This window comes from Litoribacillus peritrichatus (genome assembly GCF_039537985.1).
Classification (GTDB): domain Bacteria; phylum Pseudomonadota; class Gammaproteobacteria; order Pseudomonadales; family Litoribrevibacteraceae; genus Litoribacillus; species Litoribacillus peritrichatus.
This window is the reverse complement of record NZ_BAABBN010000007.1, coordinates 717475-743030: the sequence shown is the minus strand read 5'-3', so window position 1 is coordinate 743030 and position 25556 is coordinate 717475. Positions and strand designations below refer to the sequence as shown.

The 25556-nt window shown below is 46.0% G+C and carries 21 protein-coding genes; 10 read left to right on the top strand and 11 right to left on the bottom strand.

The features are described 5' to 3' along the window. Window positions 1–26: 26 nt before the first annotated feature. The 3 genes from ABD744_RS12970 to ABD744_RS12960 all read right to left on the bottom strand — a co-directional run bounded on the left by ABD744_RS12970 (window position 27) and on the right by ABD744_RS12960 (window position 5702). Complete coding sequence (locus ABD744_RS12970; RefSeq protein ID WP_344798930.1) at window positions 27–914, bottom strand: hypothetical protein; 888 nt, start codon at window positions 912–914, stop codon at window positions 27–29. A gap of 187 nt (window positions 915–1101) precedes the next feature. Further along, complete coding sequence (locus ABD744_RS12965) at window positions 1102–4305, bottom strand: efflux RND transporter permease subunit (protein ID WP_344798929.1); 3204 nt, start codon at window positions 4303–4305, stop codon at window positions 1102–1104. Window positions 4306–4307: 2 nt separating this feature from the next. Then, window positions 4308–5702 (bottom strand): efflux RND transporter periplasmic adaptor subunit, encoded by a 1395-nt coding sequence (locus tag ABD744_RS12960; RefSeq protein WP_344798928.1) that lies wholly within the window; start codon window positions 5700–5702, stop codon window positions 4308–4310. Window positions 5703–6144: 442 nt separating this feature from the next. Between ABD744_RS12960 and ABD744_RS12955 the strand changes: the two genes are divergently transcribed. From ABD744_RS12955 to ABD744_RS12930, 6 genes are all read left to right on the top strand, one after another. Then, window positions 6145–6858, top strand: coding sequence for a spondin domain-containing protein (locus ABD744_RS12955; protein ID WP_344798927.1), 714 nt, complete (start codon window positions 6145–6147; stop codon window positions 6856–6858). Window positions 6859–6873: 15 nt separating this feature from the next. Next, the gene (locus ABD744_RS12950) at window positions 6874–7626 is read left to right on the top strand and encodes a spondin domain-containing protein (protein ID WP_344798926.1); all 753 of its coding nucleotides are present in this window, start codon (window positions 6874–6876) and stop codon (window positions 7624–7626) included. Next, entirely contained in the window at window positions 7626–8405 is a 780-nt protein-coding gene (locus tag ABD744_RS12945; protein WP_344798925.1) for a response regulator, read from the top strand. Before ABD744_RS12950 ends, ABD744_RS12945 begins: the two co-directional genes overlap by 1 nt. Before the next feature lie 30 nt (window positions 8406–8435). After that, window positions 8436–10076: a sensor histidine kinase gene (locus ABD744_RS12940; protein WP_344798924.1), complete on the top strand. Its 1641-nt coding sequence runs from the start codon at window positions 8436–8438 to the stop codon at window positions 10074–10076. A gap of 372 nt (window positions 10077–10448) precedes the next feature. Continuing rightward, window positions 10449–11612: a hypothetical protein gene (locus ABD744_RS12935; RefSeq protein WP_344798923.1), complete on the top strand. Its 1164-nt coding sequence runs from the start codon at window positions 10449–10451 to the stop codon at window positions 11610–11612. A 103-nt stretch (window positions 11613–11715) separates the two neighbouring features. Next, window positions 11716–12786 carry a hypothetical protein gene (locus ABD744_RS12930; protein WP_344798922.1) on the top strand — a complete coding sequence of 357 codons (1071 nt, stop codon included), beginning with the start codon at window positions 11716–11718 and terminating at the stop codon, window positions 12784–12786. A gap of 72 nt (window positions 12787–12858) precedes the next feature. On the opposite strand, the gene ABD744_RS12925 is transcribed toward ABD744_RS12930, so the two are convergent. Beyond that, window positions 12859–13911, bottom strand: coding sequence for a GlxA family transcriptional regulator (locus ABD744_RS12925; RefSeq protein WP_344798921.1), 1053 nt, complete (start codon window positions 13909–13911; stop codon window positions 12859–12861). Between the two features lie 231 nt (window positions 13912–14142). Between ABD744_RS12925 and ABD744_RS12920 the strand changes: the two genes are divergently transcribed. Further along, window positions 14143–15102, top strand: a complete 960-nt coding sequence (locus ABD744_RS12920; RefSeq protein ID WP_344798920.1) for an alpha/beta hydrolase — start codon at window positions 14143–14145, stop codon at window positions 15100–15102. Window positions 15103–15212: 110 nt separating this feature from the next. On the opposite strand, the gene ABD744_RS12915 is transcribed toward ABD744_RS12920, so the two are convergent. After that, entirely contained in the window at window positions 15213–16181 is a 969-nt protein-coding gene (locus ABD744_RS12915) for a sensor domain-containing diguanylate cyclase (protein WP_344798919.1), read from the bottom strand. A 176-nt stretch (window positions 16182–16357) separates the two neighbouring features. Beyond that, a complete protein-coding gene (locus ABD744_RS12910; protein ID WP_344798918.1) occupies window positions 16358–16807 on the bottom strand; it encodes a hotdog fold domain-containing protein in 450 nt (149 codons plus the stop codon). 192 nt (window positions 16808–16999) lie between these two features. Here ABD744_RS12910 and ABD744_RS12905 point away from each other — a divergent pair, with 192 nt between their 5' ends. After that, a complete protein-coding gene (locus ABD744_RS12905; protein WP_344798917.1) occupies window positions 17000–17620 on the top strand; it encodes a TetR/AcrR family transcriptional regulator in 621 nt (206 codons plus the stop codon). Between the two features lie 57 nt (window positions 17621–17677). Here the strand turns inward: ABD744_RS12905 and ABD744_RS12900 are convergent, their stop codons facing one another. Next, complete coding sequence (locus ABD744_RS12900; RefSeq protein WP_344798916.1) at window positions 17678–19009, bottom strand: hypothetical protein; 1332 nt, start codon at window positions 19007–19009, stop codon at window positions 17678–17680. 159 nt (window positions 19010–19168) lie between these two features. On the opposite strand from ABD744_RS12900, the gene ABD744_RS12895 reads away from it, so the two are divergent. Further along, entirely contained in the window at window positions 19169–19825 is a 657-nt protein-coding gene (locus tag ABD744_RS12895; RefSeq protein ID WP_344798915.1) for an XRE family transcriptional regulator, read from the top strand. A 115-nt stretch (window positions 19826–19940) separates the two neighbouring features. Then, window positions 19941–20177 carry a hypothetical protein gene (locus ABD744_RS12890; protein ID WP_344798914.1) on the top strand — a complete coding sequence of 79 codons (237 nt, stop codon included), beginning with the start codon at window positions 19941–19943 and terminating at the stop codon, window positions 20175–20177. Window positions 20178–20276: 99 nt separating this feature from the next. Here the strand turns inward: ABD744_RS12890 and ABD744_RS12885 are convergent, their stop codons facing one another. From ABD744_RS12885 to ABD744_RS12870, 4 genes are all read right to left on the bottom strand, one after another. Further along, on the bottom strand, window positions 20277–20684 hold the full coding sequence (locus ABD744_RS12885) for a type IV pilin protein (protein ID WP_344798913.1): 408 nt from the start codon (window positions 20682–20684) through the stop codon (window positions 20277–20279). Continuing rightward, complete coding sequence (locus ABD744_RS12880; protein ID WP_344798912.1) at window positions 20677–24582, bottom strand: pilus assembly protein; 3906 nt, start codon at window positions 24580–24582, stop codon at window positions 20677–20679. Before ABD744_RS12880 ends, ABD744_RS12885 begins: the two co-directional genes overlap by 8 nt. Window positions 24583–24601: 19 nt before the next feature. Further along, the gene (locus tag ABD744_RS12875) at window positions 24602–24958 is read right to left on the bottom strand and encodes a hypothetical protein (RefSeq protein ID WP_344798911.1); all 357 of its coding nucleotides are present in this window, start codon (window positions 24956–24958) and stop codon (window positions 24602–24604) included. Between the two features lie 97 nt (window positions 24959–25055). Beyond that, a complete protein-coding gene (locus tag ABD744_RS12870) occupies window positions 25056–25556 on the bottom strand; it encodes a pilus assembly PilX family protein (RefSeq protein WP_344798910.1) in 501 nt (166 codons plus the stop codon).

Below are 25556 nucleotides of genomic sequence, written 5' to 3'. Positions count from 1 at the left end.
ACTATAAAAACCGTTCCGGCCTCAACTCAACGCTTCAGTACCTGGACTTTCACATCGTTGGCCAAGATTGAAAAGTCACCCTTAATACTGATAGGGACGGTTTCATCGAGCTTCACTTTGCTGTTGAGATCAAAGTCCAGGGTGACAGGAATACTCTCTTTCAACTCAACCCGAACAGGCACCGATGACGTCACCGGTATACTCAGTACCTGTGACAAAGGCACTTCAACAACCCGCTTGATGGGCACCGTCACCACACCGTTCACATCCACCAGCCCCTTAATCGGAATGTCCGCTTTGAAAGGAACGGAAGTAATGAGCCTGGCATCCAGCTCATCTATTTCAGCAAAAACACTCTCGGATACTTTCACTCGTTGTTTAATCGGAACCAGCGCATTCACCGGAATGTTCGCTTTAATGGGCAAAGTAAGCCCCGCAAGCGTGGTGACTTTGGTGTCCACCGGCAGCACCGTATTCACTTCAATCACATCATCAATGAGAACACCTTCCGCCAAAGAAACTTTGATGCCATTGAATTTGAGTTGTTCTTTACTCAAAGGAAGGTCAACAGGCACATCAATATCCACTGCGGCCGTGGTGGCGAATTCAAGCTGACTTTTCACCGGGACATCCATTTCAAAATTCAGCGGAACTTTGATGACGTCATTGAGAGCAACGTCTATGTTCTTATCAAGCACCACTTCCCCCTGAATGTGACGCTTCACCGCCACGTTCAAGTCCTGCTTGATGTTCGCCTTGATCGGAATTTCCTGATCCAGAGAAACATCAATGGGCTTATTCAGCTTTATGTTGAAGTTTAAAAAAAACAAAGGATTAAATAAGGCAAACACCACCAAGCCACCCAAAATCAGGTTGGCAATGGCGCTGCACCAGAACAAATGTGTTTTACTCAAGGGGATGCTTCCGAATTCTTATAATTTTTAGAAGCAGTCACTTTAAAAGAAAACGACAGCACAGTCGAAGGCTGGCTTAGATAAAACCTATAAACGGAAAAGAATCAGGCTATTAGCTCACTCTTATTATGATTTCGAGCCTGATTCTTAGTAAACAACGTCTCTCTAGCCCCACCGGTATTTTCGTTTAAACGGTCTGAGACCCATCGTTCTCTATACGTTTGGTGCCTGATGCGATCAACCCCATGTCATCCATAATGCAGTACAAACACGGAATCACGAACAACACCAACAAGGTAGTCGCGAAAATACCACCCACAATACTCAGCACCAGCGGAATAAGAATCTGCGCCTGCAAGCTGGTCTCAAACATCAGCGGCAGCAGGCCCGCCATGGTGGTTGCCGAGGTTAAAAACACCGCACGAAAGCGTTCTTTACTGGCCAACACTGCGGCCTGATGCACATCGTAGCCTTCTTCCACATGCCATTTGACGTATTGCACCAGCAAGATGGAGTTATTCACCACAATCCCCGCCAGCGAAATAAATCCCACCATACTGGGCATGGTTAAGTCATACCCCATAATCAGGTGACTCCAGAACACACCGATCAGCGCCAAAGGAATCGCCAACATCACAATCACAGGTTCGGTATAACTTTTGAACTGAAAACTGAGAATGACGTACACCGAAAACAAGCCCAAAATGAAGGCCCGAACCATGGATTGAGCCGTCTCTTGGCTGTTCGCCGCCTGACCGTCCAGCACCACCTGCAAGCCAGGGTAGTCGGCTTCCAACTGATCAAAATATTCCTCTTTTGCCTGATTGATGATGGCAGCGGCGTTGGTAACATGGGCATTCACATCGCCCAACACAGTGACGGTTCTCAAACCATCGTAGCGATTCACTCGGGCAAAGTTCCGCTCGTAAGTGATCTCCGCAACATTAGCCAAGGGGATCTGACTGCCATCGGCCATGACGATCGGGAAGTTATCAAACCGGGACAATAAACTGCGGTCTATCTTAGAAAGGCGCACGTCCACTTCCAGCGTTTCATAACCCACCTGAACTTCGTCTGCGGTCGAGCCCTGGAAGGCCGAACGCAGCTGCGAAGCAATGGTGAAACTGTCGACGCCATAGCTGCTCGCACCGGGGCGAATGCGAACATTGATTTCTTCTTTTCCTGGGCGAAGGTCATCCATTAAGTCATTGGCGCCTTCAAATTGATCGAGGTAGTTCTGAAGTTGCCAGGAGGCTTTACTCAAAACCTCCAGGTCGTCGTGTTGAAGGCGAATTTCAATGGCGCGCCCCGCCGGGCCAAGCGTAGGCTGCTTAAACTGGAGCGCAATCACACCCGGCACTTCGCCGACCTTTTCACGCCACAAAGAAGTCAGCTCGTTAATGTTGGAAGTACGAATTTCCGCCGACAACAAATCCAGCTTAACCGTCGCAATGTGGGCACCTTGCTCAAAGGAATCCGGGTTGTAGTTGTATTGAATCGTGGTATGTTGAATGAGCGGCTGTTGGGCTGGCTGCTCCGGTGTCTTCTCCCGGTTGATCGCTTCCGATTGTTTCACAATCCAGTCCACCACCTCTTCGGTATGACTGAGTGGCGTTCCCTGCGGCATCAAAATTCGGGCTTCAATCAGATCACCGTCCAATTCAGGAAACGGAGAAAAGCGCAGCAAACCGCCCGCCGGTAAGGCAAAGGTAATAAACAACAAACCAATCACCCCACCCACAAAGAAGTAGCGCCACTGCACTAAAAACTCCACTGCCTTGATTAAGGTCGTTTCGCGGAATCGTTCAAAGGCGGCATTGAAGTCCTTTTTAAATTTGAACTCTTTGTCTTCTGACGGGTTCTTCTCCAAGGAGTGAACCAAGTGTCCGGGTAACACCAAAAATGCTTCAATCAAACTGACCGCCAAAGTAACCAACAGAACGATCGGAATGAATTTCAGCACCTTGCCAATTTCACCTTCAATGAAGGCCAAACCAATAAACACACTTACCGTGGTCAGAAAGGATGAAAGCACCCCCATCGAGACTTTGCCCAGCCCCTCCATAGCGCCATCCACCACGGCAGCGTGATTGTCCGCTTTGCTTAAAGTCTGCTTGCTTTCAGCGGCCTCGGAATTGCCCTGACTGGAAATACCTTGTCGTTTTTTATACACATACGCCGCAATGCTTTCGGCGATTACAATGGCGTCGTCCATTAAAATACCAATGGCCATCAACAGCGCCACCATAGTGATCATGTTGATGCTGATGCCAAATAAAGACATGACATACAAAGTCGCCAAAAACGAAACGGGTAAGCCCATCGCCACCCAAAAAGCAAAACGAAGGCGAAAGAACAGCGCCAAAGTCAGCGCCACCAGCACAAAGCCTTGCCAGCCGTTGTCCACCAGCATGTTCAGGCGATCCACCACAATCGAGGTCTTATCCTGCGTTAACGTCAAGCTCACGCCGAACGGCTTGGTTTGCTCTTCTTTCGCCAAAAACGTCTTCAGGTCTTCGAGTACCGTCAGAGAGTCATCCGCTTTGCTCTTACTTATTTTTAAAATGGTCGCAGGTTTACCATCGAAGTAAATTTTCTCTTCATCCAGCTCAAACTGATCCACCACAGTGGCAATATCACCCAAGCGAATTTCAGCGCCTTCGGCATTCGAAGCAATCACTAGAGACATCAACTCTTCAGCGGTGGTACGTTGTTCGTCGTAGCGAATGAGCAGGGTTTTATCATCCGTCTCTATCTGACCCAAAGGCATTTTGACATTTTGACGCTCCACCGCAGTCGATATGTCCGTCAGACTCAGGTTGTATTGGCGAACCAGAGGCACTGACAATTCAACTCTCAGCTGGCGCTCGGAAAAGCCTTGCATTTCTACGTCGGCCACCCCGTTTAAGCGCTGTAACCTATGCTTCAAATCTTCGGCGTAGCTTTTTAAATGGGTTTGATAGGTTTCAGCGGTTACCGCAATACTGACCACATCATCAAAACGGTTAAACTGGCTGACAATGGGTTGTTCGGCTTGATCCGGAAAATCATCAATGGCATCCACTTCGGTTTTGATGTCATTGATGAAGCGGTTTTCATCGCCTTTGTCATCCATTTCAACAATTAACCGACCCAAGCCCTCAATGGCTTCGCACTGTTTTTCTTTCAGGTAAGCAACACCGGCGACGGCTTCTTCAAGCCGCTGACAAATGGACTCTTCCACATCCACGGGTGAGGCACCAGGCCAGATGACTCGTGTCTCGACTTTCACCGGGCGACTGTCAGGAAAGGTTTCCCGTTTGATGTTTGGCAAAGCAGTAATGCCCAAGGCCATCAACATCAACATAATTAAATTGGCGGCCGTCGGGTGTGCGGCTAAATATTTCAACATGATCAGCCCTCCTCAGTCGCGGAGGTCTTTTCAACAGCAGGCTGAATAGTCGAGCTTGGCGATGCCTCCATTGAGCCTTCATCAACCGGTTGAGTTTTCACTAACGCACCCGCGATGACGGGCACCAGATCGGTTAAGATGATTTGTTCGCCCCCCGAAAGCTCTTCCGTTTTCTCAATGGCAACCCAACCATCCGAGCTGAACAGTTCTTTGACCGGCTTGATTCTCAAGCGGCTGTCCTGATCAACAATATACACATTGCCCTGATGAATGGCGCGCGCCGGCAAGGCCAGTAAGCGGTCCTCTCGCCCGGTCACTCGTACTTCCACAAACATACCGGCCACCAACGGAGGTCGTTGCCGAATTTTGATGGCGTTCGGGTCTTGTCTGACTTCCACAATCAAACCCACAGTACCTCGCGACTGATCCACTTCACCACTGATGCGGTTTAAACTGGCAGGCCACCGAATTTCTTCCCCGGCAGCGCGCACCACCACTTCTGCACTTGGAAAAATGTAAGAAGGCTCAACTTTCTCTAACGACACCAGCACTTCTTTTGGCAAAGTGCGCATGGCTTTGCGCATGTCATGAATGCCCACCTGAGATTCCACTTCCATCTGCTCCCAGGCGTGAGCAACCACCATGATTTTGGAGACAGACACCACTTCGTCAACATTGATGTTTTCTTCCACAATCAGCCCCCGAAAAGGCATTGTAACCACGGTTTTTTCGAGTAAGCGCTGAGCATCGGCTAAGCGAGCGGTCTGCACTCGGTGGCTGGCTTCCAACACCAATTTACGGGAAGGCACCAAACGCAATGTGTTTTCAAGATCCAGTACCCGTTGACGCTGGCTCAACAGGTTTCTGCGCTCTGAGTCGTAACTGGATTGCGAGGTCAGTTTCTTTTTCAGCAAACGCTCTTGACGCTTCACTTCATTATCCACAATCTTGAGCTGATTCTTTTCAATCTCCAACGACATCTGCAGGTTGTTCTTTTCGATCACCAGACTGTCCAGCTCAGACTTGACTGAGGCCAAGTCGGCAGTGGCTTGAGCCACTTGCAGCTCATACTGCAACGGGTCCACTTTAAGCAATATTGTCCCTTGCTCGATGAACTTACCTCGTTCCAGCATCGGATTTTTGTAAGTAACACGCCCTTCAATCTCAGAAATCGCCTGCCACTCTTTTTGAGGACGAACATGACCAAAAGCGACGATTTGTGAGCCGATCATCCGTTCTTTTAACGTGACTGTTTCGACTAAAATAGCCCGTTCAGAAACCTCTTCCATCGGTAATGGCTTTTTGTTTTTTGCAACTACCATCAAAACCAGAAAGCCCGCCAAAAACGCGACAAAAAAGCCAAGTTTACTTTTGATCAACTTCGAGAACATGCTCATAGAAATGCCTTAACTGAGTGACTCTGATTTTAGAATGATTGTTTTTATAGCGATTGTTTTTGTTATTTTGCGCAACCGGGTATGACACCGGCAGACGCAATACCTTAGTCTTACTTTTTCGTTCGGTTAAGCAATTAAATTCACCGCAATTAATCAAGCGATTAATTAATTGTAGGCATTCACGCTAAATAAGTTCTAGCAACATCAAGTCTCACAAAAACCATTGTCTCGGAAAAAACCATTAACCACAGAAACGTCATACCTTGTGATACTTTTGTGATCTTCACGTGAAGCCTTCGCGATATCTCCTACGTATTGTTATTTCCATCATCAAACTGTTTATCAAATTCAATGTTCATCCAATAAGCAGTTAACCCGAATTTAAGTGTCCAGGCATCACTTATTTAATGGAAAGAAAAACAAAAAAACTCTAGGAGACAACATGAACACGCTTACCAAGATCGCATCCCCATTACTATTGGCTTTACCGCTTGTGGCGGCACCAGTATCCGCTGCTGAATTGAATATCGAGGTAACCAATCTTACCAACGGCATTCACTTTACCCCGCTTCTTATTACAGCACACGATGACAGCGTTGACTTCTTTACAACCGGAGTAGCTGCTTCACCAGCGCTTATCAGTATGGCCGAAGGTGGTGTAATTGACGATTTAATGACAGAAAATCCAGGACCGAATGCGGTGCATCGTGAAAATCCGGCAGGTGGACTTTTGGCGCCATCCATGAGCATAGCGACGACACTGTCCACCAACGAGCTGGATCATTTATCCATCGTTGCCATGATGCTGCCGACCAACGATGGCTTCATTGGTCTAGACAGCTGGGCGATCCCGGAAGAAGCAGGGACTTACACCGTTTATCTGAACGGTTACGATGCGGGTTCTGAGGCCAATACCGAATTACTGTCCAGCAACAGCGGCCAGGAAACCATCCCTAACCCACCACCACTAGGGTTAACAGCTCAAAACGCCAGCGGCGTTGCCAGCACAGACAATAACGAAACCGTTCATATTCATCGCGGTAATATCGGCGACATTGATGCAAACGGCGGCGCAAGTGATCTGGACAGCCGTGTACATCGCTGGTTAAACCCGGTTGCAAAAGTGGTTATCACCGTTGCTGAAGACGCTGAATAATAAGGGAAGAAACCGATGAATCACACATTAAAGAAATCCCTTCTGGTCACCCTGTTTCCAGCATTAATTGTTGGTCTCTCAGGGTGCAGTGACAACGACAGTTCAAGCAATTCAGCCCCAGGCAATAACAACATAGAATTTGAAGTGTCAGTCACTAACCTGAGTGCAAATCAGCCTTTTTCTCCCATTGCGGTTATTTACCATAAGGACGGCTATTCCGCCTGGAGTATTGGAGACGAGGCATCAAGCGGTCTGGAAGAACTTGCTGAAAGCGGCATGAACGAAGCGTTCGTTACGGAAGCGGAAAACCATGACGCTCATTTGGCAGCCATCGGAGACGATGAGTTTATTGGTCCAGGTCAAACCCATACCATTTCTGCTTCGTTCGCAAACGATGACGCAGACATCGAACTCACCTTCGCCACCATGCTGGTAAATACCAATGATGCCTTTACCGGGCTTTCCGGTTGGCACATCGGTGAATTACAAGTCGGAGAGTCATTAACGCGTTTGGCTCCAATCTACGATGCAGGCACAGAGTTCAATTCCGAAGAAGCTGGCACAATTCCTGGCCCGGCCGATTCATCCGGCATTGAAGACAGAGGTTTCAATCCTGAACGGGAAGTCAGCAACATTGTTACTCGTCATCCAGGTGTAGTCTCTCAGGGCGTTGATGGCGGTTTTGATGAGAACCCGGACTCAGTTCTGGACGAATCACATCGTTTTGATGCACCAATTGCAAAAATTGTTGTCACACGAGTGAACTGATGAAAACTTGCCCTGACGCTTTAGGTGGTTTGTCATCGTTCCCCCGTTTATTAAATGATAATAACTACCGGCCTCAGGGCAACATCATGACCACGAAAATATTAGTGATTGAAGACGATCAGGACATCAACAACCTGGTCACTATGAATCTTAATGCAATGCACCAATCCGTCACCAGTTGCCATGATGGCTTGGAAGGTTTGGAGAAAGCCCTCAGCGCCTCGCACGATTTGATCGTACTTGATCTCATGTTACCCAACATGGATGGCCTGGAAATTTGTCGACGATTACGCGCCAGCGACGTATACACGCCCATTCTGATGTTAACTGCACGGGATTCCGAAGCCGACCGGGTGATTGGCCTCGAAATGGGCGCAGACGACTACCTGACCAAACCTTTCAGCATACGAGAACTGCAAGCAAGGGTAAAAGCCATGCTACGCAGAGTCGCCCTGCTCAAGGAATCTCCCAGCGAAGAAACCCTGTCGTTCCATGACCTCGAAATTAACGTTGGCCAACGGATAGTCACCTTAGCTAATAACGCCATTGAACTGACCACCACTGAATTCGATTTATTAACCTACATGGCCCGCCGCCCTGGCCACGCCTTCAGCCGGGCACAATTACTGGACGGCGTCTGGGGTTATCAACATTCGGGATATGAACACACCGTCAACAGCCATATCAACCGTCTGCGTAATAAGCTGGAAACCGATTTGGATCAACCACAACGCATCAAAACAGTATGGGGCGTTGGTTATAAATTTGTTGAAGCCTGACCGCTTCTGCCCCTGTAAAAGGTAATCACAGTGACTGATTCATCCACAGCCAGTGCTTCTCGTGCTGAAAACGTGCCAGCCGGGCCTTCTGCTGCGTCGTCCAAAATTGAGAGCCCGGTCAGTAAAACCGTGTTTCGTTCGTTTTACAGCAAACTGGCCATGGCCTTGATCGGCAGTTTCATTGCCATTGGTATTTTACTGGTTATTTTCATCAACCAACTCAGTCAAAACTACCAGAGTGAAGTCGAACAAAAACTGCACCTCGATTTAGCCAACCATCTGGTGTATGACAACCCCCAAATGAACGGTGGAGAAATTGACCACTCATCCCTGAAAGACACCTTTCACACCATGATGATACTCGGCCCGAGTTTCGAGTTTTATTTACTCAGCCCTGAAGGTGAAATCATCACTTACGATGCAGAACCCGGCAAGGTAAAACGGGAGTACATAGATCTCGCGCCAATCCGGGCGTTTCTGGATAAAAGTGAAAACCTGCCAATCTGGGGCGACGACCCACGCAACCAAGGCCGCAAGAAGATCTTCTCGGTTGCGGAAATCAAAAACGAGCAGGGTGTACAAGGTTATCTGTACATCATCATCGGCGGAGAGCTCTATGACGGGGTGGTTGACCTGATGCAAAACAGCCACATCGCCACCATAGGTTTGTGGTTAGTCAGTGCCGCAATCCTATTCAGCATGTTGGTCACATTATTGTTGTTCGGATTTTTAACCCGTCCTTTGCGCAAACTGAGCCAGGAAATGCAGTTATTCAGCAAAGAAGGTTTTGAGCCTCATGGCCCAAGCAGTACAACCCAACCTTTAGCGCGCTGGAATGCCAATTCATCCGATGAGGTTGAGCGTTTGGGCGCCACCTTCCATCAAATGGCCAACACGCTGAGCGACCAATACGAAAAAATCAAAACCACCGACCAAGTCCGCAGAGAACTGATCTCCTACGTCTCCCACGATTTAAGAACGCCGCTGGCATCCCTTCAGGGCTACCTTGAAACCTGGCAACTTAATCACGAAAGTCTGACACCGAAAGACGCTAAGTTTTTAATTGATGTCGCCGAGAAAAACGCCAAACAAGTCAGCCGGTTAGTGGAACAATTGTTCGAGCTTGCTCACCTCGACAGCAACACCATTGAGCTGGAAAAAGAACCGGTTCCGATTGCAGAAATTGCCTACGACGTGTTTCAAAAAATGACGCTTGATGCCAACAACAAGGGCGTTGAACTGTACGTGGAAGTGGAGGACGCATCGTTGAAAGTCATGGCCAACATTGAACGTCTTGAACGGGTGTTTACCAACCTGGTCGACAATGCCATTCGACACTGCCAAGAAGGCGATTCAGTGACCATTGAAATTGATGCCAAGCCCCACAATGCGTGTGCGTTGCAAGAGGTCCAGGCACCTAAATCCGGGCGCGTTCTGATCAACGTCAAAGACACCGGCGTTGGTATTCCGAAAGACGATTTAGAGTTTATTTTTGATACCCACTACCGCGCCACCAACTCGGTGGCCGGAAAACGCTCCGGCAGTGGTTTGGGCTTGGCCATTACCCGCCGGGTACTTGACCTGCACGGTAGCCAGATTACCGTCGAGAGTGAACTGGGCAAAGGCACCTGCTTCAACTTCTGCTTAGAGAAATACCGAATGTCCACATAACTAACAGAACCAAGATTACGCCCCACGATACCTATTTAAACACTTAAATTCAGACGCATTTTTGCCATTTTTTGCGTCTGTATGTTGTGAATAAGTACCCCACAACCACTGTCAAAACCGGTCAACAACCATACTAAAACGACACCAATGTCGTAAATACCCAAAACTTGTCCAAAAAGACCAGTGTTAAAATTTCATTACAAAAGTTGGGTATTCCCTCACCTGAACCAGTGCTATAAAGATCAAAAAACAAACAATACTAATACTTTCGCAGGAAGCGACGGCCATAGAGTTCTCTATCGTTTTACGTCAATAGAGATCTATTCAGCCCACACAGCATTGATGCATTGAATCAATGGGGGGTTACCCGCGATGGCAGAAAAGAAATCGCCTCGCTTCATCTTATTTCTAGGTATCGCTGTTGGCAGTTTATTGCTGATGGGGTTCACGGCGCTCAACCTGAGTGCACCGGAAAACAACCAAAGTTTCGTGTCACAAATCGACGATGTTTGTGAGGGTCACCAATGCCTGCAAGAAACTTCGCCAACGGATTGGAACAGCAGCTCGTCAACAGAAGTAAAATCAGCCAACAAACCTAAACCAGCGTCAGCCGATTTTCCGTTCGCCACCAATTCCATGCAAGCACAAGTCATGCGTGTGGCGGATCTGTATGAGTCTCAAATGCACTATCCTAAATACTCCTATCCCATCAACACAGGCAACCTAGACCAGTTCATTCCAAATCAACACATAGCGTCTGCCCTGCCGCTTGTCGGTACCGGCTTAGGTGAAAATGCCTCGCTGACCTTGAATCTTGATAAATTTAACTACTTCTGGGGCGACACCATCGTACCGGTCGCCGCTCTGGTGTTAGGCGAGAACGACCCGCAAATTACCAGCGCTCGGTTTACACTCATTTCCGAAAGCGGCAAGACCATGGCCACCGTGGAGCAACCAACAATAAAACAAACGCAAGTGATAGCTGAAATCCCGCTTTCTACGGTGGGCACCAGCGACGAGCAAGACTACTTCCTGATTGCCGACGTCTCTTCGGCTCATTCAGGCGATCGATACGAAGTACGAACATCACTCCGGATCGGACACATGGTAGGAGAAATAACCGGAGTCGAGAAAAGTGACCTGGAAGGTTCACACTTACTGATTCCAGTGGAACTCAGTCTGGAGGACGAAGGTTACTACTTGATCAGCGCTAACTTGTATTCCGAGCAGGGCGAACCACTGCTGAATCTTAGCCATAAAGGCAAGTTATCCAAATACGACGACCAAATCACCCTCAAAGCCCATTACAGCGCTTTATCTGCCAGCGGTAACGAAGGCCCATACAAGCTGGGAAATTTCGAGTTAAAGAAATTGCCTTCCAAACCCGGCGATTCAACCGGCTTTGGCAAAGTACCGGATTCAACGTTTTCAGTGAACGGTTTCCCGTTCAAAGAGTTTGATCAAACGCCCTACTCCAATCCTCAAGCCGAGGCCCGAGTCGAGTTTTTAAGAACATTATCCAACGCCCAGGGTTAAACAACGGCGATGGATATGTAAGGAAAACAGTTCACGGAAGGACATTGCTTTACCACAAGCACGAAACCTCAGGGTTTCAACAATAAAAATAAGAGAGTAAAAAATGTACAAAAAAATTGCTTTATCAGTCTGCATTGCATCTGCGGGGATGCTTGCGGCTTTGCCTGCAAATGCACAACTGGCAGGTAAGAACGTAATCGCAGTTCATGGCTTTCAGCCGGGCAACCTGACAAGTGGAAATCTTTCACAACAACAGGTTGATCAGAACGGTGAAAGTTATTGGTCGGATTTCTGGCTTCAGCACGCTGAAGCTCGTATCGACTGGGACTCGAACGACAAAATAGAAGGGGAAACGGCACAACGCATTTATGACAAAATCTCTGAGTTTTCACGCTCAGGACTTTGTGACCAAGGTTGTGTCATCGTAACGCACTCCACCGGTGATTTGGTGACGCGCTATATGCTGGAAAATCAAGATCACTGGCTGCAATCTCAAGGCTTAGAGCCGTTAAATATCTTAACGGTGCTCGACTTTGCAGGTGCCGGTGGTGGTACTGAGCTGGCGGACACTGCTTATCAGGTCGCTAATAACAATTCCTGGTACATGTGGCCGTTAAAAGAAGCCGTTGAAGCCTTCATGGGCTTTGAAGTCAAAGCCAGTAACATGGGCGTATTGTATAACCTGCAGCCCAACGTAGCTCGTAACACAGCGACGTCGGCAACGGACGTACCTCGCCTTCGTATGGTTGGTGCCGGTTCGGCTTACGGCGGCTTAACCAAGCCATTCATTACCGGTTCGGACGATGCGGTAGTGCCTTTGCATTCAGCCTGTGGCGCAAGTTCTGCGGGTGCCTACGACAGTTGCCTGAGCAACCTGGCAATGGACGGAGAGGTGACAGGCCAAAGCGCACCGAGCGGTTTCTACACCAATCATTACCCTCTGGTGATGGCGGAAGGCGCAAATCACAGTGCGACCATCAACAACGACACGGGCAATGTAATGACCGCATCCACCAGCAGTTTCTCCGCTGGCGGTTTGACGATGAATGTGTCGCTTCAAACCAAAGAAGAAAAGGCTTGGTGGCAGCTTTGGGGCAGCGGTGATAAATACACCACGATCTCCAACTCTAAAAACCAGGCTATGTCCTCCTTGGTATTTAACAGCATCGACTGATTCGGCGCTGAACAGACAAGCCTGTGGCTAGGCAGGTTTGTCTGTGGTTTATATGTGCAGTTGCATGGATTCCTAAAAATTCACTGGCGTATTACGGTGCATTACACCATAGCGTTGACGGTACTCGCTCATGGTCATGCCCAGCGTTTTCTTAAACAACCGCCGAAAGGAGCTGACGTCTTCGTATCCCGCATCCCAAATCAACGAATTGGCTTGTTTATTGGTGGATTCCAGCCCTCGCCGAACAAACTCTATTCTTAAACGCTGCAAATAACTGATCGGTGTTTCTCCGGTAATCGATTTAAACCGGCGACTGAGCTGCCGCTCACTGATGGATATTTGTTTCATGAGTTCAGGAAGTGCAACGGGCTCCTGAAAGTTGTTTTCCAATAAAGACTGCAGCTGTTCCACATGAGCGTCTTCGTGCGTTCGGCTTGGCATAAACATGGAAAACGGTGTTTGCTGATTTTGAGTGGGTTCGATCAACATCATCCGCCCTGTTTGCAACGCCAATTCACGGCTATGAAACCGCTCCACCAGATACAAAGTCATCTGATTCACGGCAGTGGCCCCACCAAAACTGATGATGTCGCCATGATCAATCATCATCTGGTTCATATCGAATGGCTGTTGTGAAAACAACTGGCGAACACCGCCATCCATCATCCAATGGGTGGTTAACGTCCGTTCTTGAGCAATGTTGGATGCCGCAATTAAGAAGTTGCCACTGCAACTGGCAACGATCACAGTGCCTTGTCTGTGCCAACGTTTAATTAAGTCTATCCGGTCTTGTGAGGCGGTCAGTAATGCGGCCAGTTTGTCCGGGTTCGCCGTAGCCTCAATCATACCGGGAATCACCAGGATATCAGGTCGATCGTTCACATCGATGGGCTGAATGTTTGAAATCTGAAAGCCGTTATACGCCGTGTGTTCTCGCTTAGTTCCGATCAGCTTAAACGGAAAAGCATCTTGCTTGAGGTTGGTTTTTTTTCGTAGGCAGTAGTTAGCCGCAATTAATGTGTCCACCAACGAAAAAATTCCGGACGCCTGACAGCGATCTGCCACCAAAACCTGAATTGAAACGGGCTTTAGCGCTTCGGGTTTTACGTCTTTTATCAATTGCATAACTTCACTCCGGCATTTACTTGAAAACAGTTTAGCGTTTATGAATCTCAATCAAAGCGTCATTAATGACAACAGGCAGGCTGAATAAGACATCTCAAATCCCCCAATAAGTCCAATATGACCATAAAAATGCCTTAAATGACAACCAGGATAACAGCCCTTGTTCGATATGCTGTGTTCAAACCTTCTTTCAAAGCAAAGTAATTGAGCTAAGTTTGCCGGAGAAATACTATGAACAGCCAAGCTTTACATTCCGAAACCCGTCTTACACCACAAAGTGTACAGCCATTACCCACCACCGAACCTCAGTGGTATGAGCAAATTCATCAACACATCGGCGCTCAGAAACAGCCCGGTATTTATCGCTGGATCAGTAAAACATTAAACACAACGAACCTGATTTCAACAAAAGTTGCAGGCTCCCTCGCTCATAAAATCTGGTTTACACCTCAAAACCGCCCTATGAGCGAGACAGACAAAACCTGGTTAAAGAAGTCCATAGCGGAACACCTGACAATGAACGGCTCGCAAGTACCGGTTTACCGCTGGGGCACAGGCCCTTTGGTGTTATGCGTGCACGGTTGGGGTGGTCATTCGGGCCAGTTCAGACAGCAGGCAAATTCATTGGTTGAACAAGGTTATTCAGTCATCAGCTTTGATACACCGGGACACGGTTTTGCGGAAGGTAAAACATCCAACCTGGAAGAAACAAGTCAATTGATCTCCATACTTGCTCAGCAATATGGCGAGTTTGAAGCCATCATTGGCCACTCCATCGGGGGCCTGGCGGCCAATAATGCCATCAATAACGGCGTGCAAGCCAAGTGCACCGTGTTCTTAAATACCCCCATGTGTTTGGATCATATCGTTCAGGCATTCAAACACCAACTAGGGCTGGCGTCAGAGGTGGTCGATCAACACCGAAAGTTAATGGAGAATAAGTTCAACGTGGGGTTTTGGCAGGAATACGACCTCCGGGTTTCCACCACCCGAACGCCGACTTTTTATTGTTACGACCAACAAGACGACCAAGTACCACCCAGCGTAGGTCACTACTTGGCTGCGCTTCACCAAGGCAGCAAATTAGTGATGACAGAAAAGCTGGGGCACAACCGAAGTGTTCGAAACCCGGAAATCATTGGTCAGATCAGCCAGTTCATTCAGCAAACGCAGACAACGACGATGGCATAATAATTCGAGCTCAATAGCCCACACCTAATTCCCGAACCTTGTTCGACTGTGGCACTAAAGATCATTGAAAGCTTGCCACACGCCTGTTCAGCTTGAGCAGGCTTTTTTATTCAGTGAGTAACATGATTCTTTCTTTGACGCTTCACCCGATACATTTCTTGATCCGCTTTTTCCACCAGGTTTTTAACATCCAGACCTTCTTCATCCACCACCACACCGCCAATGCTGACGCTGAGTTGGCGACCAAAGGACAACTGCTGTTTGCTGATGTAATCTTCCAGGCGATGAATCAAAGGTTTCAGCGTATTATCTTCCCCTAACAGCACCAACGCCGAAAACTCATCCCCGCCCAGTCGCGCGGAGGTATCGCTTTCGCGAAGGCAGTGACTCAGGCACTCTGCCAAACGGATGATGGCCTCATCCCCGGCGTCATGGCCGATGTTATCATTAATCGTTTTTAAATCGTCCACATCCAAATACAACAAGCCCAACCGCTGATGCATTCGGGTTGCCATCTTAAGCTGCCGCTGAGCCAGGAAATTAAACCCTCTGCGATTATAAAGGCCAGTCAATTCATCGGTAATGGCAATTTCTCTTAACGACTCATTCTGCTCGACCAAAGCCAGGTTCGCTTCCACCATATTGCGAAATTGAGTCACCAGTCTCCGGTACATGGAGTCGTAATGGGTGACCTTATAATCCATCACACAAATACTGCCGAAGGGTTTGCCGTTTGGCCAAAAAATGGGATACCCCAAATAGGAAACGAAACCGTCAAGCACCTCCGGGTTATCGGCCCAAACAGGGTCCTGAGACGCGTCAGGAACGTACAGAGATCGATTCGAGTGAATCACCTTTCGGCAAAATATATTTACATCCTCTTCAATGACCATCCCCGCTTGATAAGGGTTCTGAACATTACTTGAAGCAACGATCGCCATAAACCCCTTGTCCGTATACTGAACAATGAAACCTGCAGGCGCACGACAAACCTCTGCCATCACATCCACAACTTCTTGCCAATGTTTCAGCATTGTCTGATGATCTTCCGATTCATTAATCCAAACTGACTCATTCATAACCGACACCTAAAACCACTGCCTACAACCGCTGTCTACAACCAAACTAAAACCCCGGTTAAGTAGTTATAAATTTAGCTGGATTATTCTGGGTGTTGAGGCCTTTCGGATAGGCGGTGCGAGAAACGCCCGCCTCTCACACTCGGACTGGGGGACGTAAGATACCATCAACTAAATTAATGCTTTAGATTCATAGAGATGTCCGCAGTAAATACCACTTCGCCGTGCGTATCTTTGATAACCACAGGCACCACAACGTTGCCTTGTGTGTGCCAATCCACGTTCGAACCGTCTGCAATCGCAACCAAATCTGTTTTAGCTTTTTTAACGTATTTGACCGTCATCTCGGCAGGAATCCAACGACTGCCTTTCGGAATCGACACATCCGTCATGGTGCCGCCGGCCAACTCAGCCATATTGCACATGGCAATGGCATGCACCGTTTTTAAGTGGTTCTGAACGGAGCGCCGGTTTTTCATTTTCACTTCACAGTAGCCCGGTCTGAGTTCCGTCATATGAGGCTTAATCGAGCCAAAATAAGGCGCAATCACGCACACGGCTTTAGAGAACAATTTCGTCCCTTGAGGTACAGACTTAAACTTATTAAATAATTTCAGTGCATCCATAACAGCTTCTCTCTTACCTGCTCATATTAAAATCAATTGAATGTTGGTCATACATCGCACGACGGATCAATAATCACACAAACTAGAATTAAATTCTAGAATAATATTCTACAATTTAGTCAGATAAAGCTTGTATAATGCCCCTACGTCATCAACATCGCCTTTGAGCATCACAGACCAACGGAAACCACAGTGCCAACGCCAGAGAAACCCAGAGCCAAAACACTCGAAAAGAAACAGAAAATTTTAGGTATCGCTCTGGATTGCTTTGTCAAACACGGCGTTGAGGCCACCACCATCGAAATGATTAAAGACGCATCGGGCATGAGCGTGGGCAGTCTTTATCATCACTTCGGTAATAAGGACAAAATCGCAGCAGCGGTATTTATTCAAGGCATGTACAACTTTGGCCAATTAACCAGAGCGTACCTGGCCAAAGTAAAAGACAATCACGGTTCGGCCAAAGATGGCATCAAAGCGATCGTTTACGCCAATGTAGATTGGATTTCAGATAACCCGGACTGGGCTAAGTTTGTATTCCACCACAGAACAACGGTGGCCAAAGGCGATTCCGACGGTAAACTCAGAAACGACATCAACGTCTTTTTCAGTGACTTAATCGAATGGTTCAAACCGTTTATTTTGAAGGACGAGATCAAACAATTACCCATTGATGTGATCTCATCATTGATCTCCGGGCCAACCCACGACTACGCAAGACATTGGCTGGCCGGAAGAAACCCAGTGCCGCTTAAAGAGCATAGAGAAACGTTTGCTGAAGCGGCTTGGTTGGTTTTAAGGAATGATGGTTAAACGTGAACCATGCTTTAGTTCTGAAGCATATAGATCATAAATATCGGATCATTAAAATTAGTCAGTAATAACTGCTTCGAATCCTTTTAATAATGCAATCCGAGAAAAACTTGAAGGAGGTATCACTGAATGATGAGTAGGAACTATCGGTAGTGAAACTCTCAACCAACCTGATGTGTATACATCATCATAAGTTCCTTCACTATCCACAATTTTAATAGCCCAACTACCATGATACTTGAAATCACTGTAATGTAAGTTTCCCAAACCTTCAGGCTGATAATCAGAGGGCAGTTCTAAACTCAGCCTATAGTCTCGTTTATCTGGCATTATAAAATCCCAAGCGTCGTATCTATTGTTTGGAAGTTTATAGGTATCTCTTCCTGCAACAAAACGAAATTCCTGACCACTCACATCGTACGGTTCACTATAGTCTGTAATTAATCCTTCTAAAATAAAAGGGTCTTCTATTGGTTTAACAACTTCAATCTCGGTAATACCAACTGATAAAGGATGAGTAACACCCCAAAAGGAATAATCATTCTGGCCTCCACCTGGTATTGATTCATAGTTGACAGCTTCAAATAGAACCGGCGTTATACTAGGTTCTTCAATTAAAGATATTTGATTGTTTATAGCTAATTCAAAAAAAGAGAAATAAGAAATATATTTCTGGTCTAATTGATAAGAAATCGAATTACCAGTCTGATATGGGTTATTAAATGTAATTGGTCGGCCTAACTTCGAGAAATTTTGAAAATCTATCGATAGATCATTTCCTTGTGCTTCTAAACTGGTTTCTGGAATATCTAAATACTGAACACCGCCAGTGAACTCATTTAATTGACTAAAAAGTAATGTTTGTTCTTTTCCATCAGGCAAATCACAAATTTCTAGATCAGTATAAGTCACCTGATCAATATCACTTCCTTTGAATGAATATGGTCGATTTGCCCTAAAGTCCGTTGTTTCTGAAACCGAAACAACAGCATTGTATCTATCACAGTTGCAGCCTGTCTTATCAAAGTCATAAAAAAGAAAGGTTCCTAAATTCCCAATGGGATAGTCTGCTAATACGGTAATATTCAAATTGCTATTATCAGAATTCTTCTTAACAATCATTAAATTTGCTCTAGACTCTTTTAAACTTGTATCTAATATCCCCTCCTCATTTGGCTTATGACGAGAAATTAATTCTCCAAGACTGTTGTAAACTAGAACTTCATATTCACTAAAAGCTGTTCTTTGATCACATATATTCACAGTTTCCATAGCTAAACGAAACGGATACGTTTCGCCTGCCGATTCTGGCTCACTGCCAGACTCGCCACCTGAGCTGCTGCACCCAACCAAAAATACCAACAGCCCTAACATTACTAATTGTTTCATTCGAACTACTTTTCCAACCGTTTAAAAAGCGGGCAATTGTACAGGCCGAGCCAAAATAAAAATACTAATAAGTCTCTTCATCCAAACAAAGATTTACCCTCTCTCAGATATCCGTATACTACGCGCCCGTCCATTGTTATCTAATGAGTGTCTAGCTGTATGAGCACGCCCTTTTCTCGTCGTTTTCAATTAGTGGTCGATCAACTGTGCCAAGGAAATAAAAAGCAGTTTGCGGAGTTAACCGGCAAGTCCGCGTCCCATATTTATAAGATTTGCCGTGGGATGAGTCGTCCTTCGATGGCTTATCTGCAAGCGCTATACGACGAGTTCAAAGTGGACCTGAACTGGCTACTGACTGGGGAAGAAAGCTCTGCGCAAAAGGCAGGGACAATGTCCAGTAAAGACCTGGTATTTGCGCCTATGTTTGATGTCGAAGCCAGTGCGGGTTCGGGTACTCTGGTGCAGAGTGAGGAAGCCGTCGAGAACTTCGGCTTCAACAAAAGCTGGTTATCTTCCCATTTACGAGTGTCTTCTGATGACCTTGCGTTTGTCACCGTCAACGGCGACAGCATGTTACCCACACTTGAAGACGGCGACATGATTCTGGTGGACATGTCCCAACAACAGGTCAATCGCGAAGGCATTTACCTGATTCATACCGAAGATGGCTTGATGACCAAGCGTTTGAAAGCTGACAAAAACGCATTAAACGTCATCAGCGACAACCCGGAATACCCTTCATGGACCATTGACCCGCAGAATGCAGAGCAACACCGCATAGCAGGAAAAGTGGTTTGGAACGGCCGTAAAGTTTAACCGCCCGTCGAGGTATTTCAAATCAAGCATCGACCTTTTCCTTGATGCCTATCAATTTCCTCGTCATTGAACGCTGTACACTAAACAGCCATTCAAGATGAAATTGGTAGACCTTATGCCTCCCAAGCAAGCGAAGAAACACATACTCCAAAAAATCTCAGGCGTTGCTGCCGTCCTTTGTTTCATCGCTATGATCGTGTGCGGGGTGTTGCTCGCCTTTGCCGGTGAAGATGCCTCAAAGGTCTACAAGGCCAGTATGCTGGCTTCAACCCTGTTCTTTTTCATGGTCAGTGCCGTATTAAGAATTATGGCGACCACCAACTTGCCAAGTTTTAAATTTGACGAAAAGTAAGTTGAAGACAAGAGCCTGATCGCCAAACACAAAAAAGCCCACGTCATTGCAGAGGTGGGCTATTTATGTCTTAGCTAATTATCTTACTAGCAAAGGTATTTACCAGTTCCGATTACCTAAACTATCCAAGGTTAAATTCCCGTCGCCACTTTGACTTCCTTGCGGTACGGCAGTCAATAAAACACACCCGGTTAGTTCATTGTTCGGTGCTACTTCATTACACTTACTGGCTTTTAACTTATACACACCATTTTCAGACGGTAAGTTCGTTGCAACGTTATAACCTAATTTAGTTAAGTCCGTCACATACGTTAAGTGAAACCCCTCTGTGTAATAACGCTCCTGAGCCTGCATCACACTCGTCAGTAACTGGCGCGCTTCCGTTCGCTTATTCACCGTCACTTGCTCATTATATGAAGGCAAGGCAACCGCTGCGATAATCCCCAGAAGCGCAACCACAATTAACAGCTCAATTAAGGTAAAACCTTTCATCATTGATTTATTCATATTCTAACCAATACGTTGTCATCAAAGGTGTGTTGTTCACAATATCCGTACAGTAAGGGCCAAAGCACAGAATCGGGCTGGTTGTCTTAACCTTTTCCGTTGTACCGTCTTCACCCTTAGAAACTTCTGACTCCTTCGGTGTAAAGATGACACTCGGATCAGCCGCAATGCCTTGCTGCTTCAAAGTCATCATACGATCAACCGTACCGGAACTATTGTTAGTAATGAATTCACCCTCATCATCCAAGGCAAATACAGCCGTTGCATCGATCACATTGACAGCATAAGCCCGGTTACTGCCTAAGTCGGTACCACAGGTTTCCGTCGCATTTTTTGGCGTAAAGGCGGTAAAGAACAAAGTACCATTAAAGGTGAGCGAGTCAGACAACACCTTTTCATTGGCCTGCATCGCAAAGTACCAACCGTTTTTAGACTTTAAATTGTCTCGTGCGATGGACTTGGTCCCTTTCGTTGTAGCTGTATCCCCTGTGCCTGTCTGAAGTAAGTTGCTGGACGCATCGTATAAATCCGTTCTGGTTAGCAAGTGCGTACTTTTCAATTCTAAATCATCTTCTCTTACAGCCACATACTCATAGTTCTTTGGCGGTAGCTCAGTCACATACGGGTCCCAAATCGAGAAGAACTTATCTGAATCATCGGTGGTCAGAGGGTGTGCCCGATAACCTGAACCCAGTGAAATAGTCAGGAACGCAGAGCCCTTAGGAGGCGCTTCTCTTTCCTCATCACTCGCATCGGACGGTAAGTCATCTCTGGTGGATGGGGCAAAGTTCACTCTGAATGAAGCGCCACCTCTTGGGTTGAATAATGCCACATCCGGGCGATTGTAGAATCGCGCTGGGTTAGTTGAGCTGCCATTGCCTAAGTCTGCAATTTTGCCGCCGCGCGCTTTTGACAAGTCATCTTCAACAAAATCAAAACGCCATACGCCACCGCGAACATCAGCGGCCACTACAAAATCGGTTAAGCCATTGTTATCCAAGTCACCCAATGTTAAATCAGCCGGGAAGCTGTAATCCATCCCCGTCATTCTTAAATCGTGCGATGCATCCGGTCCGGCAGACCATAGTCTCTGACCTGTCGCAGCATCGACCACGAACACTGCTCGGCCAATGGTATCTTTTTCAGTTTTTACCCCGCCAGATATTTCATCCAGAGCGTCCTCACTATCCGCTAATCTATCACGTAAAACGACTAGCTCTTCATCTAATATTTTTAGATGATCTTCCTTATCCTGAATAGCCTCTTCAAGGTCACCTTTAGCTTCTCTAGCTAAATCAATTGCATCTTTATGGGCCTGATCAGCTCGTTCCTGCGCTTCTTTAGCTCTCTTAAGAGCCTCTTCTTCCTCTGAAACATCCCCACCTCCAGAAATTTGATCTTCCAGATCATAAACAATATATTGCTTCTCTTGCTCTATATTTTCTAATGTTTCTAACTCTTGGCGAAGCTGGTTGAGTTCATTGCGCTTTTTTGTGTACTTATCCCGTTCAAAGAGCCATGCCCAAGGATTATCATCAAACCATTGATTAATTATGTCTATTTCTATTTGTTTTTCAGCAACATTATCCTTAGCAATCTGTAACTCATTATTCGCTTGATTTAACTTCTCTTGAAGTTCAGGATCAGCCCCTTTAGCTTGATCCAATGCTTTTTGTTTATCAGCCACTAACTGAACGGCTAAATCAAAATCGGCCTTTCGGTCAATAACATCCTGCTCTGCTTGATCTAAAGCAGATTGTTTATTTGCTATAACAGCATCAGCGGACGCTGCAGCAGAACCAATCGCAGAAATTTTAGCGTTCACAGCTTCTTGGGCATCTTTAACGGCTTGCTGCCTTTTTGCCAATTCAAAAGGGTCAACATTTGTATAGGCAGGGTCTTGATTTCGATCGTAACCACCGGCAAAAATCAGTACTTGTTTTTCTGTGCCATTCACTTTCACCAGGCCTTCCGTTGGCTTAGACCAGGTTTGACCCAGCTCTGCAAAATCACCTGTTTCGCCATTAATAACCCACTTAAGCACAGGTTTTGAGGTATCGCCCGTCACATCCACCGCATAATAGTTATGACCACCACGGCGCATACCTACAATCAGGTAAGTTCGGTTATTAACTGTAATAGGTGTGATATCACCATCCAGGCCATAAACTTTGCCAAGGCCGACTTGATTCTCATAATACTTTTTTAGATTTGGCAGTAAGTCTTGAGGTATGAAGGCAAAACGCTCTGTGCCGTCTTCAGTATTAATACCGTGCAGGTAACCCATGTTATCGCCGTAATACAAGGTCTTACCAATTACGACTGGCTGACTGTGCAGCGGGTCTGCCAAATAATGTGAAGCAGCCCCTGAATCATTCTTACCTCCCGCCCAATCTAACAGCTTCTTATGATAAGCATCTGTCTCGTCAGCAATACGCAGCATTTCTTTGGTTAAATCACTGTTCGAGTAGGAAAGCGCATTTGAAGAGTCGGATAAATCGGACGAAGATCCAGTATTGGTATAAACCGTTCTGTTAGCAGTTAAATTCTCAGCGGCACCACCTTTACTTACCGTCTTGCCATCTGTTTCAGAAGACCACCAAGATTTAGCATTGTCTTTAAAAAAGCCAGTATCCTCATCCACGGCATCATTTTTATTTACGTCCGTAATGGTGCCAGAAGCATCAATTCTATAACGCTTAATATTACCTACCCACTGAGCCTCACTCTGAGGCTTGAATAGCGCGAAATACACCTCCTCTCTATGCTCAAGACGGTTTGCAGCATTAATGGAAACCACCGGTGCAGTAAAGGTCGCGGCTTTATCTTGGATTTCATTAAAAATGTCTTGTAAAGCAGCGCTCAAACCCGCTGCGCCTGATGGCGTATATGCCTTAGCATTAGGGTCATCTTGACCATGTCTGGCTACAGAATTAAGTAGCTTTTCTTCATTACTACCTTCTTTAAAGCCAAACCCTATTGGATAGGTTGTTATTCTCTGAGTTTTATCAAGCTTTGAGTTATCAATTACATCAGTATTACGAAGGTAATAAGCCAGTTCATCCATGCAGCCGCCATTACCACTGCAGCTTGCACTCAACCCATCACCAGTAGATCCAACACTCTTATATAAAGTTTGAATATCTGAGTTAGAGCCCTCATCAAATGTAGGAGCTCCATCAGTGAAAACAATTATATTATTATCAAGTTGGCATTCATTAATAATTGGAGACCTATATGTACCATTATTAAGAGAAGACTGAACACTTTTAGATGAACTTGCACTCTGTATAACCCTTACCCAATCACCATCTCGATTATAATAGCCTGTCTCATCACTTGTATTATGATACTTTGGGGGTTTACCCATATAGTATAATGCAGCTTCATGATAGGCTTCACTCAATGGAGTCCAATTAGGTGTCCCAAAATTATAAAGTTTTTCAATAAATTCTTTTTTGGTTGTTGCCACTCCATTAGCATCTACCAGATCAATATCTTCAGAAGCTAAAGAAACTTTCCCCCCTGCTATTTTATTGTACTCCATGAGAGAAATATTGATTTTGTCTGTTTTTAAAATCAAATCAGTAGCAACATCTTTAACCAACTGCATCCGAGTTAAAGCTTTATAGTCTTTATGGTTAAACGGGGTATGATACTGCGAAGAGATGTAGGACGGAATCGGCGTGTACTCACTTCCATAAGTATCTGGATTGGTAATTCGCACTTTACCATCCATACTACCTGACGTATCAATAAGCAAGAGGACATTTGATTTCACGCCATTGGAAGGAGCTACATAAATCTCTGTATCATCCGCAGTTACTCCACCAGAGGAAAGCAACACTAATAAAAAAGCCACTAACTTTGGCATTACACTATATTTTAGATTAGTCATGAACTTCACCCTTAGAGACCTAGTAGATCATTATCATTCGTGCAGTTTTGGTAAGAGGATCAAAAATCACCCCTGTTGCAGAACGACTTATATTTTCTAATTCTCTAAGATCATTGCTAATCTTTCCGTTCTTCTTTATTTCCAATGTCTCATCAAACAATAAAATTTTATCTGGACAACTTTGACAGGTACTCACATACAAAAGACCACTTTTTCCTCCTGATGAAAGGCCAACCTTTATACTTGCGATTTCGTAAACCTCTTCAAGAGGAGCACCATAGCCCTCTAGGTTATTTTCTGCACTCACCAAACCCGGCACCATCAATACCAGAAACACGCACGCAGAAATTGCTCGTGTAAATGTCCTTACGTTCATAAGTTTCTACCCTTAATCACTATTCAATAATTCTGTTGAAAGTCTTACAGGTCCCGGCTTAATCCATAAAACCCGGCCTATTTATAATTTTTTCGTTTTATTCTTGAGGTACGATCAGAATCATCCCCTGGGATTGATCAGACGTAATATTGCTGTTATTCAGCGTGGTTGAACTTCTCAAGTCGTAACCGTATCCAGTGAATTTCCCAAATGAGGAACCCGGAGCAACCATTTCGCCGGTGAAAGTCAGCGCCACTGTTTTAGTCATCCCGCTTTGAGCTGATTCTAAGGGCGGCTGTACAGCAACAGGCGCATTCAACCAAGCTTTTGGATTTGGACTTTTTAGCCATAAATCCACCGCATTATACAGCCACTGATAATCGAATCTTTCGTAGTAATCAACCTGGCTATGCAACTCAGTCTGAGTGGCCTGAAAGATACTCTGACGAATTTGAACGTTCTTCGCCATTTTTTCATCTAACAGAGAAGTGCTCATGGTAGAAACAGCCAACACCGTCAGTACAAATAAAATAACCAGACAAAATAACAACACAGAGCCTTGTTGATTCTTCATGGTATTCATAGGCTTGTTCATCAT

Coding starts and splice junctions, on each gene's coding strand:
- ABD744_RS12880 (WP_344798912.1), bottom strand. CDS start 24,582: ATGACTAATCTAAAATATAGTGTAATGCCAAAGTTAGTGGCTTTTTTA.
- ABD744_RS12920 (WP_344798920.1), top strand. CDS start 14,143: ATGAACAGCCAAGCTTTACATTCCGAAACCCGTCTTACACCACAAAGT.
- ABD744_RS12950 (WP_344798926.1), top strand. CDS start 6,874: ATGAATCACACATTAAAGAAATCCCTTCTGGTCACCCTGTTTCCAGCA.
- ABD744_RS12945 (WP_344798925.1), top strand. CDS start 7,626: ATGAAAACTTGCCCTGACGCTTTAGGTGGTTTGTCATCGTTCCCCCGT.
- ABD744_RS12900 (WP_344798916.1), bottom strand. CDS start 19,009: ATGAAACAATTAGTAATGTTAGGGCTGTTGGTATTTTTGGTTGGGTGC.
- ABD744_RS12930 (WP_344798922.1), top strand. CDS start 11,716: ATGTACAAAAAAATTGCTTTATCAGTCTGCATTGCATCTGCGGGGATG.
- ABD744_RS12885 (WP_344798913.1), bottom strand. CDS start 20,684: ATGAATAAATCAATGATGAAAGGTTTTACCTTAATTGAGCTGTTAATT.
- ABD744_RS12960 (WP_344798928.1), bottom strand. CDS start 5,702: ATGAGCATGTTCTCGAAGTTGATCAAAAGTAAACTTGGCTTTTTTGTC.
- ABD744_RS12965 (WP_344798929.1), bottom strand. CDS start 4,305: ATGTTGAAATATTTAGCCGCACACCCGACGGCCGCCAATTTAATTATG.
- ABD744_RS12895 (WP_344798915.1), top strand. CDS start 19,169: ATGAGCACGCCCTTTTCTCGTCGTTTTCAATTAGTGGTCGATCAACTG.
- ABD744_RS12915 (WP_344798919.1), bottom strand. CDS start 16,181: ATGAATGAGTCAGTTTGGATTAATGAATCGGAAGATCATCAGACAATG.
- ABD744_RS12870 (WP_344798910.1), bottom strand. CDS start 25,556: ATGATGAACAAGCCTATGAATACCATGAAGAATCAACAAGGCTCTGTG.
- ABD744_RS12955 (WP_344798927.1), top strand. CDS start 6,145: ATGAACACGCTTACCAAGATCGCATCCCCATTACTATTGGCTTTACCG.
- ABD744_RS12925 (WP_344798921.1), bottom strand. CDS start 13,911: ATGCAATTGATAAAAGACGTAAAACCCGAAGCGCTAAAGCCCGTTTCA.
- ABD744_RS12875 (WP_344798911.1), bottom strand. CDS start 24,958: ATGAACGTAAGGACATTTACACGAGCAATTTCTGCGTGCGTGTTTCTG.
- ABD744_RS12910 (WP_344798918.1), bottom strand. CDS start 16,807: ATGGATGCACTGAAATTATTTAATAAGTTTAAGTCTGTACCTCAAGGG.
- ABD744_RS12890 (WP_344798914.1), top strand. CDS start 19,941: ATGCCTCCCAAGCAAGCGAAGAAACACATACTCCAAAAAATCTCAGGC.
- ABD744_RS12935 (WP_344798923.1), top strand. CDS start 10,449: ATGGCAGAAAAGAAATCGCCTCGCTTCATCTTATTTCTAGGTATCGCT.